This window comes from Streptomyces sp. NPDC021212 (genome assembly GCF_044332925.1).
Taxonomy (GTDB): domain Bacteria; phylum Actinomycetota; class Actinomycetes; order Streptomycetales; family Streptomycetaceae; genus Streptomyces.
The window spans coordinates 912212-925345 of record NZ_JBIRPZ010000001.1; the positions used below are offsets into that span (position 1 = coordinate 912212).

At 72.9% G+C, this 13134-nt stretch carries 11 protein-coding genes; 6 read left to right on the top strand and 5 right to left on the bottom strand.

The annotated features are described in order from the left end of the window. Positions 1-158: 158 nt before the first annotated feature. Entirely contained in the window at positions 159-1100 is a 942-nt protein-coding gene (locus ACH4SI_RS03670) for a TauD/TfdA dioxygenase family protein (protein ID WP_398292096.1), read from the bottom strand. A 374-nt stretch (positions 1101-1474) separates the two neighbouring features. Next, positions 1475-2419: a LysR family transcriptional regulator gene (locus ACH4SI_RS03675; RefSeq protein WP_398292098.1), complete on the bottom strand. Its 945-nt coding sequence runs from the start codon at positions 2417-2419 to the stop codon at positions 1475-1477. Positions 2420-2545: 126 nt separating this feature from the next. Between ACH4SI_RS03675 and ACH4SI_RS03680 the strand changes: the two genes are divergently transcribed. From ACH4SI_RS03680 to ACH4SI_RS03705, 6 genes are all read left to right on the top strand, one after another. Beyond that, positions 2546-2929, top strand: a complete 384-nt coding sequence (locus ACH4SI_RS03680) for a YybH family protein (RefSeq protein ID WP_398292100.1) — start codon at positions 2546-2548, stop codon at positions 2927-2929. Further along, positions 2926-4125: a flavin-dependent oxidoreductase gene (locus ACH4SI_RS03685; RefSeq protein WP_398292102.1), complete on the top strand. Its 1200-nt coding sequence runs from the start codon at positions 2926-2928 to the stop codon at positions 4123-4125. Before ACH4SI_RS03680 ends, ACH4SI_RS03685 begins: the two co-directional genes overlap by 4 nt. A 142-nt stretch (positions 4126-4267) precedes the next feature. Further along, positions 4268-5410 (top strand): anion permease, encoded by a 1143-nt coding sequence (locus ACH4SI_RS03690; protein ID WP_398292104.1) that lies wholly within the window; start codon positions 4268-4270, stop codon positions 5408-5410. Between the two features lie 34 nt (positions 5411-5444). Continuing rightward, positions 5445-5690, top strand: a complete 246-nt coding sequence (locus tag ACH4SI_RS03695) for a hypothetical protein (RefSeq protein WP_398292106.1) — start codon at positions 5445-5447, stop codon at positions 5688-5690. An 83-nt stretch (positions 5691-5773) separates the two neighbouring features. After that, positions 5774-6637 carry a pentapeptide repeat-containing protein gene (locus ACH4SI_RS03700; RefSeq protein WP_398292108.1) on the top strand — a complete coding sequence of 288 codons (864 nt, stop codon included), beginning with the start codon at positions 5774-5776 and terminating at the stop codon, positions 6635-6637. 39 nt (positions 6638-6676) lie between these two features. Continuing rightward, positions 6677-7846: a damage-control phosphatase ARMT1 family protein gene (locus tag ACH4SI_RS03705; protein WP_398292110.1), complete on the top strand. Its 1170-nt coding sequence runs from the start codon at positions 6677-6679 to the stop codon at positions 7844-7846. Between the two features lie 43 nt (positions 7847-7889). On the opposite strand, the gene ACH4SI_RS03710 is transcribed toward ACH4SI_RS03705, so the two are convergent. From ACH4SI_RS03710 to ACH4SI_RS03720, 3 genes are read right to left on the bottom strand one after another with little or no spacing between them, the layout of a single operon-like run. Continuing rightward, positions 7890-10997 carry an alpha-mannosidase gene (locus ACH4SI_RS03710; protein ID WP_398292112.1) on the bottom strand — a complete coding sequence of 1036 codons (3108 nt, stop codon included), beginning with the start codon at positions 10995-10997 and terminating at the stop codon, positions 7890-7892. A gap of 10 nt (positions 10998-11007) precedes the next feature. Then, positions 11008-12351, bottom strand: a complete 1344-nt coding sequence (locus tag ACH4SI_RS03715) for a 6-phospho-beta-glucosidase (protein ID WP_398292114.1) — start codon at positions 12349-12351, stop codon at positions 11008-11010. Continuing rightward, a complete protein-coding gene (locus ACH4SI_RS03720) occupies positions 12348-13097 on the bottom strand; it encodes a DeoR/GlpR family DNA-binding transcription regulator (protein WP_398292361.1) in 750 nt (249 codons plus the stop codon). The genes ACH4SI_RS03715 and ACH4SI_RS03720 overlap by 4 nt, the downstream gene beginning before the upstream one ends. Positions 13098-13134: the final 37 nt, after the last annotated feature.

Consider the following 13134-nt stretch of genomic DNA (forward strand, 5'->3'; position numbering starts at 1 on the left):
CCACAGCCCGGCCTCTGTCTGTCGTGGCCCGCGCGAGGCCGTCAACTCGTTGCCCCGGTAACGGTATACCCCAGCTTTGGCCAAGGCCGCGTCACTATCCCCGCATCCTGATCAGTCCCGAGCAGCCGGACCGCGTCAGCCGGACCGGACCGGCCGCGTCAGAACGGGCGGTCCCCCTCGATGGCCACCCGCTCGGCCACCCGCGGGTGCGGCGCGTAGTCGTTCACCGCGTAGTGCTGGGTCGCTCGGTTGTCCCAGAACGCCACATCGCCCGGCTGCCACCGGAAGCGCACCTGGTACTCCGGGACCTGCGCCTGACGGCACAGATAGGCCAGCAGCCGGTCGCTCTCCTCCCGCTCCATGCCGGTGATCCGGGTGGTGAAGGAGGTGTTCACGAAGAGCGTCCGCCGCCCGGTCTCCGGGTGGGTCCGCACCACCGGGTGCTCGACGGGCGGGAACACGTCCTGGAACGGGGCGAGCCGCTCGGGGCCGTAGAAGCGGGAGAAACCGGGGATGAAGTCGTGCACGGCCGTGGCGCCGTCGATGCGGTCCCGTACCTCCTGGGGCAGGTTGTCGTACGCGGCGGCCATGTCCGCCCACATGGTGTCCCCGCCGATGGGCGGCACCTCGCGCAGCTGGAGCACGGCGCCGAGCGCGGGCCGCTCCCAGAACGTGACGTCGGCGTGCCACACGTTCTCGAAGGTGGGGGTGGCGCCCTCGCCCTTGTCGAAGCGGACGACGTCCTCGCTCGATCCGCTGGCGAGCAGGGGGTTCGTCTCCAGCTCCCCCCAGTGCCGGGCGAGGTCGCGCTGCTGGGCGGAGGTGAGGTGCGCACCGCGGAAGAAGAGCACCTTCCACTCCAGCAGGGCGCGGTTCAGCTCCTCCCGCAGCCCCGGCTCCAGCGGCCGGGAGAGGTCCGCCCCGCGGATCTCGGCCCCGATGGTGCGCCCCTGGGGCACCAGCTCGAAGCGCTCGTACGGACGCTCCTGCCATCCTTCCGGCAACCGGCGCAGCGTACGCGGCCCCTCGTACAGGCCGCCCGCCGGAATGCGCGCGTCGCGCAGCACCGGGGGGTTCGGCGGGGTGTCGATGACGGTCATGGTGTTCTCCTCATGCGTGACGCGACGGCGGCGGAGCCGCTGGGACGGATGGCAGAGAAGCCCTCGCGCCGCGCACGGGGAGACCCGGCGGGATGCGGTGCGGATCATCGCGGACGTGCGCTCGGTGGCGTCCGCAGGCGTCCGTGGCGTCCGGCCGGGTCCGGGAGCGAACCGGGGGAATGCCGGAGAATCCGGAGAATCAGGAGGCGGACCGGGCGCGTGCCTGGCGGCGCGGGATTGTCGCGAGGGCCGGGGCAGGCCGACTAGCGGCCCGAGCGCTCACAGCCGGTCCGGTCCGGGGCGCGAAGGTGTCCCGTCGTGTCGAACCGATTCCTGATCATGGCGCCAATTCTGGGATCCGCCGTTGACCGCTGTCAATGGCCTGTCTCACGCCTGGAGACGGCCGGCATGGCCGCGTCCCCCAGCGTGTGGCGGGCGCGCTCGATCAGGGCGGGGCAGGCGCGCGCCACCAGGGCGCGTCCGGCCGGACCGCTCGGGCCGCCCGCCCGCCAGGCGAACACCAGCCGCCCGCGCATGGCCGGGCGGGTGATCCGGACCGTCCGCAGCCGGTCCGCCCGCGCCTCGGCGAACGAACCGGGCAGGATCGCCGCGCCCAGTCCCCGCTCGGCGAGCTGGGCGAGCACCTCCGGATCGCTCGCCTCGAAGGCGATGTGCGGCGCGAACCCGGCGGCCGCGCACGCCTCGTCGAGCCGGGTGCGCAGCCCCGTACCGGGCGGCAGGCTGATCAGGGCCCGCCCGCGCAGGGTGTCCAGCGAGATGGCGGAGTGGACGGCCAGCTCGTGGTCGTGACCGACCGCCGCGACGATCGGCTGGTCGGTGAGCACCTGCATCTCGATCCCGGGCGGCGTCCGACTGCCGACGCTGACGATCGCGGCGTCGAGCCGGCCCGTTCGCAAGCCCTCCAGGAGCTGGTCCGAGTTGTCCTCGGACAAGGTGATCTCCACCGCCGGATGGGCGTCGTGGAACTCCGCCAGCAGGTCCGGCAGATCGACGGTGTGCGAGGTCACCGTCCCCACGGCCACCTGCCCCCGGAGCAGCCCGGTCAGTTCGTCCACGGCCTGCCGCGCACCCTGCACCGCGGCGAGCGCCGCCCGCGCGTACGGCAGGACGGCCTCGCCCGCCTCGGTCAGCCGCACCGAGCGTCCCGAGCGGTCCAGCAGCTCCTGGCCCAGCTCCCGCTCCAGCCGCCGGATCTGGGCGCTCACCCCGGGCTGGGCCACGTGCTCCCGCTCGGCGGCCCGGGTGAAGTTCCGCTCCTCGGCCACCGCCACGAAGTAGGCGAGCTGACGCAGTTCCATGAGCCGGATTCTATAACCACAGCTTCTGATGGCCAGACTTATCATCTCTTGGACTTCTGATCGCGACAGCCGGAGAGTGGAGGCAGGACACCGGAGAACAGAGACTGAAAAACAGGAGGACCCGCCATGACAGGGACGACGGGCGAACGCGCCACCACCCCCGAGGACCTCACCCGGCTGTTCGTCGAGCGCGCCAACGCCGGCGACGCCGAGGGCATGGCCGAGCTGTACGCACCCGACGCGGTACTCGCGTACCCGCCGGGATCCGTGACCGTCGGCCGGGAGGCCATTCGCGCCGTGTGCCAGGCGCTGCTCGACCACACGACGGAGCCCTTCCGGCCGGAGGAGCCGCTGCCCACCGTCCGCTACGGCGACCTCGCCCTCACCTCGACCCCGTCCGGCGACAACACCGGCGGCCGGGTGCAGGTCGTCCGCCGTGAGCCGGACGGCACCTGGCTGCGCGTCATCGACCGCCCCGAGATCCACCCCGCGGCCCGGGCCGAAAAGTGACCGTCCTCATCGCCGGTGCGGGCATCGGCGGGCTGACCGCCGCGCTCAGCCTGCACGCGGCGGGCATCGAGGCCACCGTCGTCGAGAGTGCCCGGGAGATCCGCCCGCTCGGCGTCGGCATCAACCTGCTGCCCCACGCCGTGCGGGAGCTGACCGAACTCGGCCTCGGCGACGGCCTCGCCGACCTCGGCGTGGCCACCGCCGAGAACGTCTACGCCGACCGGCACGGCCGCCGGGTCTTCAGCGAGCCGCGAGGCATGGCACAGGGCTACCGCTGGCCGCAGTACTCGATCCACCGCGGGGAGCTGCAACTGCTGCTCCTCGCGGCGGTCCGCGAGCGGCTGGGCCCCGGCGCGGTCCGCACCGGAGCCCGCGTGACGGGCTTCGCACACGACCCCGAGGAGGGGGAGAGGGACGGCGTCCGGGTGCGGGTGCTCGACCGCGCCACCGGCACGGTCGGGGAACAGGACGCCGAGGTGCTCGTCGGCGCCGACGGGCTGCATTCGGCGATTCGCGCCCAACTCCACCCGAATGAAGGCCCGTTGCTGTGGTCGGGCATCCGGATGTGGCGCGGTACGGCCAAGGCCGCGCCGTTCCTCACCGGCCGCTCGATGGCCATCGTGAGCGACGGGGACGCGGAGATGGTCGCGTACCCGATCGGCCGCGATCGGATCAACTGGGTGTGCCTGGTGAGGGTGGCCGAACCGGGCCCGCTCACCGGGGACGCGGGCTGGAACCGCGCCGGGCGGCTGGCCGATGTGCTGCCGTACTACGCGCACTGGGCGCTCGGCTGGCTCGATGTGCCCGCCCTGCTGGTCGGCGGCGACGAGATCCTGGAATACCCGATGGTCGACCGGGACCCGCTGCCGTCATGGGGGAGCGGCCGCGTCACCCTCCTCGGCGACGCCGCGCATCCGATGTACCCGGTGGGCGCCAACGGCGCGTCCCAGGCCATCGTCGACGCCCGGGTCCTGGCGTATGAGCTGTCCGCCCATGACGGGCTGCGGACCGGGCCGGCCCGCTACGAGGCCGCGCGCCGCGAGGCGACGGCGGCCGTCGTACGGGCGAACCGGGCCATGCACCGGGACGGTGGCCGCGGCCTGCGGGAGCTGGCCCGGATAACCGACACCTACCGGCGCGCCACCGGAAGCGAGGTGGCGGCCCTGAACGCCCGCCCGTCCCTCACCCGCCGCTGAACCGGACCCGCCGGTGATCGCCGGGCCGCACTGCGGGGGCGTGCGTTGGCGGGTGGGTGAACTCACCCTTAGCGTGGGAAAGGCAGCGAATTCGCGGACGGTTCGGTGCGATGGCGCGGAACCCCGACGCGGGAGGTCCCGGATGGGGTCCGTTTCCTTCCTGCTCGTCGTAGTGATCATCACGGCGCTGGCCTTCGACTTCACCAACGGTTTCCATGACACGGCCAACTCCATGGCCACCTCGATCGCCACCGGGGCGCTGTCTCCGAAGGTCGCCGTCATCGTCGCCGGAGTGCTGAACCTGGCCGGTGCGTTCCTGTCCACCGAAGTGGCCAAGACGATCTCCAACGGCATCGTGGACGACGGCCGGGTCTCGTTGGCGATGATCTTCGCGGGGCTGGTGGGCGCGATCCTGTGGAATCTGGTCACCTGGCTCGTCGGGGTGCCCTCCAGTTCGTCGCACGCCCTCTTCGGCGGGCTGATCGGGGCGGTGTGGGTGGGGGCCGGGGGATCCGCGGTGCGGTTCGCCGAGATCCTCGAAAAGATCGTGATTCCGGCGGTCGCCTCCCCGGTCGTGGCCTGCGTGGTGGCCACGTTCGCCACGTATCTGGCCTATGTGATCACCCGCCGCACGGCGAGCGGGGCGGTCCGCAAGGGGTTCCGTGCGGGCCAGGTCGGCTCGGCCTCCCTGGTGGCGCTGGCCCACGGCACCAATGACGCGCAGAAGACGATGGGTGTCATCACGCTGTCCCTGATCTCCGCCGGGGTGCTCGGCCATGGCACCGGACCGCCGTGGTGGGTGGTGCTGAGCGCGGGGATGGCCATCTCACTGGGGACGTACGCCGGGGGGTGGCGGATCATCCGGACCATGGGCCGCGGGCTGACCGACATCCGGACCCCGCAGGGGTTCGCGGCCGAGACCAGCGCCACCGCGGTCATCCTGGCCTCGTCCCACATGGGCTTCGCGCTGTCCACCACCCAGGTCTGCACCGGCAGCATCCTGGGCGCCGGGCTCGGCCGCAAGCTGGCCCAGGTGCGCTGGGGGATCGCCGGGCGGATCGCGGTGTCCTGGCTGCTCACCCTGCCCGCCGCGGCCGCCGTGGGAGGCGTCGCGGCCTGGGTCGCCGACCGGGGCGACGCGGGCGTGGCCCTGGTGGCGAGCGTCGCGGTGGTGGCGGCCGCGGGCTTCTACGCGCTCTCCCGGCGCCGCCCGGTGAACTCGGGCAACGTCAACGAGCTGCCCGCCGCCGAGAGCCCGGAGCACACTGTGCGCTCGGCGGCCTGACCCCGGAACCGGACCGGTGAGAGAGGTGGGCGCGATGGACGTCGAGTGGGGCATCCTCGGAGGGGTCTTCGGAGTCAGCCTGGGGATCACCATCGTGGTGGTCGTGATGTTCTCGCTCGGCATCGCCGCCTGGGACCGCGCCGGGCTCGGGACCCACCCAGGGAGGGCCCCGCGGCGAGGCCGGGACCGGGGGAGGCCGGCCCTGGCCGTCGCGGTGGTGTGCTTCGCCGCCTGCCTGGCGGTCGCCGCGTACGGCATCGACCTGATCGTCCCGGGCTGACGGCGCCGCCGCGGCTCTGGGATCATGGGATGTTGCGAGAGCGCCGCCGGGACCAGGGCGGCGCCCGTTCCCAGGGAGAACACATGGTGTCAGCCGGATCCGAGGCCCCCATATCCGATGCGGCCCGCCCCGATCTGCGGGCCGACTGCGGCAGCTGTTTCGGGCTGTGCTGCGTCGCCCTGCCCTTCGGGGCCTCGGCCGACTTCGCCGTCGACAAGGCAGCCGGGGAGCCTTGCCGCAACCTGGAGGCCGACTTCCGCTGCGGCATCCACTCCCGGCTGCGCGAGAAGGGCTTCGCGGGCTGCACCGTCTACGACTGCTTCGGCGCCGGGCAGAAGGTCTCCCACACCACCTTCGAGGGCCGCGACTGGCGGGCGCACCCACGGACCGCGTCCCGCATGTTCTCCGTCTTCCCCGTGATGCGGCAGCTCCACGAACTCCTCTGGTACCTCACCGAGGCCCTCACCCTCCCCGCGGCCCGCCCCGTCCACGACGAGCTGCGCCGGGCGCTCCGTACCACCGAGGAGCTGACCCGGGGCAGCGCCGACGAACTCCTCGCGCTGGACGTCGCCGCCCACCGGGACGGGGTCAACGCGCTGCTGCTGCGCACGAGCGAACTGGCGCGGGCCGGGGTCCGGCCCAAGGGCCGGGGCAAGAGGAAGAACCACCGGGGAGCCGATCTCATGGGGGCCCGCCTCCGGGGCGCCGATCTGCGCGGCGCCAGCCTCCGCGGGGCCTGCCTCATCGCGGCCGACCTCACCGGCGCCGACCTGAGCGCCGCCGATCTCATCGGGGCCGACCTCCGCGACGCCGACCTCCGCGACGCCGACCTCAGCGGCGCCGATCTGACCGGCGCCATCTTCCTCACCCAGGCCCAGCTGAACGCCGCCCGGGGCGACACCGCCACCCGGCTCCCCTCCGCCCTCACCCGCCCCGCGCACTGGTAACGGCGAACGTCCCCGGCCCGGTGTGAAACCCTGGCTGCCATGTCCGAACCCGCCGACGCGTCCGTGATCCTCGGCGATGAGCCCGGATCGTTCGCCCGCAGCGTGCTGACCGAGCGGCATCCGGCGCTCATCGAGAAGGTACGGGACGCCTTCCCGTACGGCCCCGACCAGCACCGGGCGCTCGACGCGCTGCGCCACGACCACGCCGAGGGCGTCATCACCCCGCTCGCCCCGGGCGCACACGACCACGACCGATGGCAGACCTGGGGGCGGGAGTACTTCGGCCGCTCGTGGTTCGCGGTGCCCTTCCTCTGGATCGAGAGCTACTTCTACCGCCGCCTCCTGGAAGCCGTGGGCTATTTCGCCCCCGGCCCCTGGCAGGGCATCGACCCGTTCCGGCCCTTCAAACAGGCCGAGCTGGACACCCCCGAGGCCGCCCGGGAACTGACCGCTCTCGACGACATCCTGAACCGGCCCGCCGACGAGGCCGCGGACGCGCTGCTGCACGGCTCGCTCTGGGGCAACCGCGCGGACCTCGGCTTCCGCATCTCCTCCGGCGGCGCCACATCGTCCGCCGCGGCACCGCTGGTGGCCGACGAGTCGGACGCCCTGTGGCGGCTCCTGCCCGCCGGGGCCCCGGCCACGCTGTGCCTGGTCGCCGACAACGCGGGCCGCGAACTCCTCCCCGATCTCGTCCTGATCGACCATCTGCTCCGCCACCGGCGCGCCGAGCGGGTCGTCCTCCAGGTGAAGCCGTATCCGTACTACGTGTCCGACGCCACCACCTCCGACGTCGTCGACTGCCTGCGCCATCTGGCGCGCGCCGAGGGCGCCGCGGGCGAGGCCGGGGCGCGGCTGTGGACGGCCATGGCCCACGGTCGGCTCACCGTCCGGGCGCACGACTTCTTCCGGGCGCCGCTGCCGTACGCGGAAATGCCGGACGATCTGCGGCGGGAGTTCGCGGACGCCACCCTCACCGTGCTGAAGGGCGATCTGAACTACCGCCGCCTCGTCGGCGACCGGATGTGGCCCCCGACCACCCCGTTCGCCGACCGTACCGCGTACTTCCCCGGGCCGGTGGCCGCCCTGCGCACCCTGAAGTCGGATGTCATCACCGGGCTCGACGCGGACACCGAGGCCGCGCTGGACGCGCGGGAGCGCCACTGGCGTACCAGTGGCACCCACGCGCTGATCCAGGTGCGGCCCTGACTCCGGCTCGCCGTCGAGCTGCACGGCGAGCACGGCCACGTGGTCAGCCCCTCGCGAACCGGAGGGTGAGGATCTGGAAGGGGCGCAAGGACACCGTGACGCTGCCGTCCTCGTGCACCGTGACCGGCTGGGCGTCGGCGAGCGGCCGCTCCAGAAGGTCCACGACCGTGGCACCGGAGTGCGCGAAGCCCGGGCGGAGGGTGGTGCGGGCGCGGCCACCGAGCGATTCGTAGAGCCGCACGATGACATCGCCCGAGCGGTCGTCGGCCGGTTTGACCGCCTCGACGGCGGCGGCCGGACCGTCCGTGGTGACCAGCGGGGCGGCGGCGCTCCGGGCGTCGGCCACCCGCAGGGGCAGGTTGAGCGCGTACCCCTCGGCGATCGCGTCCTGGACGGTGGCACCCGGGAGCAGGGCGTAGGTGAAGCGGTGCCGGCCCTGGTCCGCCTCGGGGTCGGGGACGCGCGGGGCGCGCACCAGGCTGAGCCGCACCGTGGTCGTCGTGCCGCCGTCCTCGCGGGTGGTGCGGGACACGTCGTGCCCGTACGTCGCGTCGTTCAGCACCGCGACCCCGTAGCCGGGCTCGCCCACATGCACCCACCGGTGGCCGTACACCTCGAACCGGGCCGCCTCCCAGCTGGTGTTGGTGTGCGTGGGGCGGTGGACGTGGCCGAACTGGATCTCGGCGGTGGAGCGGTCGGCGTGGATGTCGAACGGGAAGGCCGCCTTGAGGAGCTTCTCGGACTCGTGCCAGTCGATGTCGGTGTCGACGTCGATACGGCGGCTGCCCGCCCGGACCGTGATCGTCTGGACGATCCGCGAGCCCTTGCCGAAGGCGCGCTCGACGCGCAGCGCACCGAGCAGCGGGCCCTTTTCCACGACGGTGACCGACTCGGCGTCGAGTAGATCGGTGTAGCGCTGCTGGTAGTGCTTGTCGACGTCCCAGGCGTCCCAGCAGTTGGGGAGGTCGGTGTGGAGCCGGAGCAGATTGCCGGGGGAGCCGGGGGCGAGGACCTCGCGGTCGGCGGTGAGGTCGCGAAGGGAGGCGAGGGTGCCGTTCTCGGCCAGTTCGAGGCGGACCAGGCCGTTGTCGAGCACGCGCTCGCCGACGACGACATGCCCCGGGTCCACGTCCGTGGTGGCGAGCGGAGCGCTGCCGGACGCGGGGGCCTCGGCGAGGACGGCCACCCGGCCGTCGGCGAGCGGCTGCCCGTCGGCGGTGCCCGCGGGCACGGCGATGACCTCGGCGCGGGGGCGCGGACTGGTGTTGTGGACATGTGGCCGGGCGGGCTCTTCTCCGCCACCCATTGCCAGCAGGGCCGAGGAGGTGATCTCCGTCAGCTCCGCCGCCACCCGCGCGTACTCCGCCTCCGCCTCCCGGTGCACCCAGGCGATGGACGAGCCCGGCAGGATGTCGTGGAACTGGTGCAGCAGCACCGTCTTCCACAGCCGGTCCAGACGCTCGTACGGGTACGCGTAACCGGGAGCGCGCAGCGCCGCCGCCGTCGCCCACAGCTCCGCCTCGCGCAGCAGATGCTCGCTGCGCCGGTTTCCCTGCTTGGTGCGGGCCTGGGAGGTGTACGTGGCGCGGTGCAGCTCCAGATACAGCTCCCCGGACCACACGGGGGCGTCCGGGTACTCGGCGCGGGCGGCGGTGAAGAAGTCGTCCGGGTGCTCGATGACGACCTTCGCCGAGCCCTCCAGATCGGCCAGCCGGCGCGCCCGCTCCAGCATCTCGCGGGTGGGCCCGCCGCCCCCGTCGCCGTGCCCGAACGGCGCCAGCGAGCGCGTACCGCGCCCCTTGTCGGCGTAGTTGCGGACCGCGTGCGCCATCTCCTGGCCGGAGAACTCGGCGTTGTAGGTGTCCACCGGCGGGAAGTGGGTGAAGATCCGGGAGCCGTCGATCCCCTCCCACCAGAAGGTGTGGTGGGGGAGCTTGTTGGTCTGGTTCCAGGAGAGCTTCTGGGTCAGGAACCACTCGTTTCCGGCTAGCCGCGCCAGCTGCGGGAAGCAGGCGTTGTAGCCGAAGGAGTCCGGCAGCCACACCCCCTTGGTCTCGATGCCGAACTCGTCCAGGAAGAAGCGCTTGCCGTGCACGAGCTGGCGGGCCATGGCCTCGCCGCCGGGCAGGTTGCCGTCCGCCTCGACCCACATGCCGCCGACCGGCGCCCACTGCCCGGCCCGTACCGCCTGGTGGATCCGCTCCCAGACCTGTGGATAGCCCTCCTTGACCCAGGCGTACTGCTGCGCCTGCGAGCAGGCGAAGATGAACTCGGGGTACTCGGCGGCCAGCGCCGTGACGTTGGAGAAGGTGCGCGAGGTCTTGCGCTTGGTCTCGCGGATCGGCCACAGCCACGCGGAGTCGATGTGGGCGTGGCCGACGGCCGACATGGTGTGGGCGGAGGCGTGGGCGGGGCGCTCCAGGACACCGCGCAGCGCGTCGCGCACGGCGGTGGCGGTGCCGGACACGTCCTCCAGGTCGAGCCGGCCGAGCGCGCGGTCGATGGCGTGCGCGATCTCGTGGCGGCGCGGCTGGTGTTCGTCCAGCTCCAGCATCAGTTCGCGCAAGACCGCGAGGTCCAGGGCCAGATGCCACACGTTCTCGTCCAGCACCGCGAGGTCGGCGCGGGCGAAGGTGTACAGCGGGGCGCGGCCCGCGGTGAGCTTGTCGCCCAACGGGGTCGGGGCGGCGAAGTCGCCTGCGAGGATGTCGGGGTTCGAGGCGGCCTCGATGAGGTACGCGATCCGTTCGCCGCCCTCGGCCGGATCGGCCACGGGCACGTACTGGTTCTGCGGATTGACGGCCTTCAGCGGGCTGCCGTCCAGGGTGTGGACCAGCGCCTCGGCCTGGTTGCCCGGCCAGTCGCCGACGAACCCCAGGTCGAAGACGGCCTCGACCCGCCGCCCCGCCCACGCGGCCGGCACTTCGCCCCGGACCCGGAACCAGGTGGTGCCCCACGGCGGCCCCCACGGGGTGCCGAGGGCGAACGGCTCGTACGGGGCGGCCGCGGCCTCCGGGAACGGCACCGGCTCGTCCGGCGCCTGCCACGCCTCGAGGGTGAGGGGCACGGACGCGGCGTGGACGGCCGGCTGGATGCGCTGCTTCAGGACGCGCTCGACGCGCTCCTCGATACGGCGGCGTTCATCGTGCATGACGGGGGGCCTACTTCCGGTTCAGATACGCGAGGCCGGGGTGCCCGCTCGCGTAGCCGTCGACGAGACGGCGGGCGACGGTTACCGAGTCCACGAGCGGATGGAGGGCGAACGCCTTGGCCGCGGTGGCGCGCGAACCGCTCTCGGCGGCGGCCATGACCTCGCGTTCGACGGCCTTGACGGCGCACACCAGGCCGGTGGCGTGATGGGGAAGGGGAGCGACGGAGAGGGGGCGGGCACCGTTCGCGTCGACCAGGCAGGGCACCTCGATCACCGCGTCCGCGTCCAGGACGTCCAGGGTGGCGCCGCCCCGCACGTTGAGGATCAGGGTGGCGCGCTCATCGCGGGCGATGGCGCGCATCAGGGCGAGCGCCACCTGCTCGTAGCCGCCGGACTCCGGATCGGTGTCACGCTCACCGGCGCCCGCCGCCTCGCGGTTCTCGGCCATGTAGGTGGCCTCGCGCTCGGCGCGGGTGCGGTCCCAGGTGGCGAGGGGAGGGGCGGCGGGGTCGCGCATCGCCTCGTAGAACATCGCCTGCTGGTCGCGGAGGAACGCGCCGCGGGTCTGCTCGGCTTCCCGGTAGGCGCGCACCGCCTCGCGGTTGAAGTAGTAGTAGTGCAGATATTCGTTGGGGATCGCGCCGAGGGCGCGCAGCCACTCACGGCCGAACAGCCTGCCCTCCTCGAACGAGTCGAGGGCGGTGTCGTCGGCGAGCAGCCGCGGCAGCTCGTCGCGCCCGTCGATCCGCAGGCCCCGCAGCCAGCCGAGGTGGTTGAGCCCGACGTAGTCGATCCACACCCGGTCCGGATCGGCGCCGAGGACGCGGGCGACGCGCCGGCCGAGACCCACCGGGGTGTCGCAGATGCCCATGACCCGGTCGCCGAGGTGGCGGGACATGGCCTCGGTGACGAGTCCCGCCGGGTTGGTGAAGTTGATGACCCAGGCGTCGGGCGCGAGCCGGGCGACGCGCCGCGCGATCTCCGTGGCGACGGGCACGGTGCGCAGCCCGTACGCGATGCCCCCGGCGCCGACCGTCTCCTGACCGAGCACGCCCTCGTCCAGGGCGATCCGCTCATCGATCGCCCGGCCCTCCAGCTCGCCGACGCGGATCGCGGAGAAGACGAAGGCGGCGCCGCGCAGTGCCTCGTCGACGTCGGTGGTGACCGTCACGGCGGGGGCGTCCGGTATGCCGTCGGCCTGCTCGCCGAGCACCCGGGCGACGGCCGCGAGCCGGGCGGAATCCAGGTCGTGGAGGGTGACCTCGGTGACGCGGCCCTCCGCGTGATCGCCGAGCAGCGCCCCGTACACCAGCGGCACCCGGAATCCGCCGCCGCCGAGGATCGCGAGTTTCATATCCGCACCACGTCCACTCCGGCCTCCTCGAACGCGGCGCAGGCCGGCAGGGCCGAGGGGGCGTTGGTCACGACGGCGTCGAGGTCGCCGGGGTCGCACACCTTGGCCATCCCGGTGCCGGGGAACTTGGCCGCGTCGGCGAGGAGCACCACCCGGTCACAGGCCGCGATCATGGCCCGCTTGACCGGTACCTCGACGACCGTGGTGTCCATGACCTGACCGCCGGGGCGGACGCCGCTGGTGCCCAGGAAGAGCCAGTCGGCGTGCAGCTGGCGCAGATTGTCCTCGGTGAGGAAGCCGACCAGCGAGCGGTACTCGCGCCGGAGCACCCCGCCGAGCAGCACCAGCTCGATGGCGGTGTCGTCGGCCAGCTCCTCGTAGACCACCAGATTGCTGGTGATCACGGTCAGTCTGCGGCCGTGCAGCTGCCGGGCGAGGCGGTAGGCGGTGGTGCCGATGTCCAGCAGTACGGTCTGCCCGTCCTCGACCAGCTCGGCGGCCCGGGCCGCGATGGCGTCCTTCTCCGCCACCCGCACCTCGGCGACCTCGGCGAAGGGCTGGTCGCCCTCCTCCACGACGGCGCCGCCGTGCACCCGGGTGAGCAGCCCCTCCTCCTCCAGCTTCAGCAGATCGCGGCGGATGGTGGCGGCGCTCACGTTCAGCTGGGCGGAGAGGTCCGCCACAGCGGCCGGTCCGCCGGAACGCAGCGCTCGCAAGATCATCTGATGTCGTCGTTCAGCCAGCACGCCGTGCACAGTACTCGTCATTCTCAATCATTTCCAT